The 2,128-nt window shown below is 64.8% G+C and carries 3 protein-coding genes; 2 read left to right on the top strand and 1 reads right to left on the bottom strand.

Annotated features, from left to right (window positions below; genetic code table 11):
- The first annotated feature begins 62 nt into the window (after positions 1-62).
- Both AC1DYI_RS33595 and AC1DYI_RS33600 read left to right on the top strand, forming a co-directional pair.
- Positions 63-1,586 carry a tryptophan halogenase family protein gene (locus tag AC1DYI_RS33595; RefSeq protein ID WP_477208441.1) on the top strand — a complete coding sequence of 508 codons (1,524 nt, stop codon included), beginning with the start codon at positions 63-65 and terminating at the stop codon, positions 1,584-1,586.
- Between the two features lie 57 nt (positions 1,587-1,643).
- Positions 1,644-1,955 carry a helix-turn-helix domain-containing protein gene (locus AC1DYI_RS33600; protein WP_477208442.1) on the top strand — a complete coding sequence of 104 codons (312 nt, stop codon included), beginning with the start codon at positions 1,644-1,646 and terminating at the stop codon, positions 1,953-1,955.
- A 12-nt stretch (positions 1,956-1,967) separates the two neighbouring features.
- On the opposite strand, the gene AC1DYI_RS33605 is transcribed toward AC1DYI_RS33600, so the two are convergent.
- A complete protein-coding gene (locus AC1DYI_RS33605) occupies positions 1,968-2,117 on the bottom strand; it encodes a substrate-binding domain-containing protein (protein WP_477208443.1) in 150 nt (49 codons plus the stop codon).
- Between the last annotated feature and the right edge of the window lie 11 nt (positions 2,118-2,128).

Here is a 2,128-nt window from a genome sequence, read left to right on the forward strand (position 1 = left end):
ATGCCATCCGGGCGCTGCGGGCGCGTTTGATTCGACGACTGAACCGTTGAGAGAGATCCATCATGAACATGTCCGACCGCCCGCAGCCCTCTGAAGGTCAACCCACCAGCGTGCGCCGTGTCGTCATCGCTGGCGGTGGCACGGCCGGTTGGATGGTGGCGGCCTGCCTGTCGAAGACGATGGGCAAGATCCTCGACATCAAGCTGATCGAGTCGGACGAGATCGGCACCGTCGGCGTCGGCGAAGCGACGATCCCGACGCTGCTGACCTTCCACAACCTGCTCGACCTGAACGAGCGTGAGTTCATGGCCGCCACCTCGGCCACCTTCAAGCTCGGCATCAGCTTCGAGAACTGGCGCAACGTCAACGAGGACTACATCCACTCGTTCGGCCTGACCGGCAAGGACCACTGGACCGCCGGCTTCCAGCACTTCTGGTTGAAGGGCCGCCAACGCCAGCTGGCCGGTGACTATGGCGACTACTGCCTGGAGCTGCGTGCCGCGCAAGAGAACCGCTTTGCCCACTTGCCGCGCAACGGCCTGAACTACGCCTTCCACATGGACGCGACGCGCTATGCCGCGTACCTGCGTAAGTTCAGCGAAGGCTACGGCGTGCAGCGCATCGAAGGCAAGATCAACGCGGTCAACCTCGACGAGGCGTCAGGCCACATCCAGTCGTTGACGCTGGGCTCGGGCGACGTGATTGAAGGCGACCTGTTCATCGACTGCACCGGTTTCCGCGGGCTGCTGATCGGCGAGGCACTGAAGGTGCCGTACGAAGACTGGACGCATTGGCTGCCTTGCGACAGCGCGCTGGCGGTGCAGACAGCGTCGGTCGGTGAGGCCGTGCCGTACACCCGCTCGATTGCACACGACGCTGGCTGGCAATGGCGCATTCCGCTGCAGCACCGCGTTGGCAACGGGCTGGTCTACTGCAGCCGCCACATGAGCGACGAGCGCGCCCAGGAGCTGCTGCTGAGCAAGATCCAGGGCGAAGTGCTGACGAAACCGCGGGTGCTGAAGTTCAAGCCCGGCCAGCGCAAAGAGGTGTGGCGCGGCAACTGTGTGGCCATCGGCCTGGCCAGCGGCTTCATCGAGCCGCTCGAGTCGACCAGCATCCACCTGATCCAGCGCGGCACGATCCGCCTGATGCAGATGTTCCCGAACACGGGCATCCGCCAGTCGGACATCGACGAGTACAACCAGCAAGCGCAGGCCGAGATCGAGCACATCCGCGATTTCATCGTGCTGCACTACCACGTGACGAATCGCGACGACTCGGCCTTCTGGCGCGAATGCCGCACGATGTCGATTCCGCCTTCGTTGCAGCATCGCATCAACCTGTTTCGTGAAACCGGCCGCGTCTTTCGCTTCCAGAACGAGCTGTTCGCCGAGAACTCGTGGATCCAGGTGATGCTGGGGCAGGGCATCACGCCGCAGCAGCACCACCAGGTGGCCGATTTGATGGGCGATCAGGAGCTGTCGGGCTTCCTCGATTCGATCCGCCACTCGGTCGACCGGACGGTGGCGCAGCTGCCGTCGCACCAGGCCTACGTAAAGCAGTACTGCGAATCGCCCATCAAATAAACAAAACATCTCTAGACTTCGGCACATGCCTTGTCACGGCACTGCTGGAGTGCGTTCATGCGCCAGACCGAACTGCATTTGAGCCCGGAAGACCGCGAAGCCGTTCAGGCGTTGCGCAGCAAAGGCGTGCACCACAGCCGTGAGGTGAACCGGGCGCACATGCTGGCCTGCCTGGATGCAGGGCTGCCGGAGGCGCAGATCCTGGCGGTGCTGGGCGTAGGGCGCACGGCCCTGTGGCGCACGCGGGTGGCCTATCTGCAAGGCGGCCTGGAGCTGGCCCTGTTCGACGTTGCGCGGCCCGGCCGGCCACGGAAGGCCGCGCCGGCTAAAGACAGCCGCCCGGCCCCGGTGCGGGACGCTGGGCGTTGATGCTTCGTTAGTTCAGGCAGCTGCGGTCGACTCGCGCACCACCATGTGCGGTGCCGGCAGCGTGGCTTCGGGCGGGCGGCCGGCCAGCAAGTCCAGCATCGCGATCGCCGCCAGTCGCCCGAGTTCGTAGACCGGCTGGTGCACGCTGCTCAGCGGCGGCACGGTGAACGATG

The organism is Ideonella sp. P3_A4, from assembly GCF_056403075.1.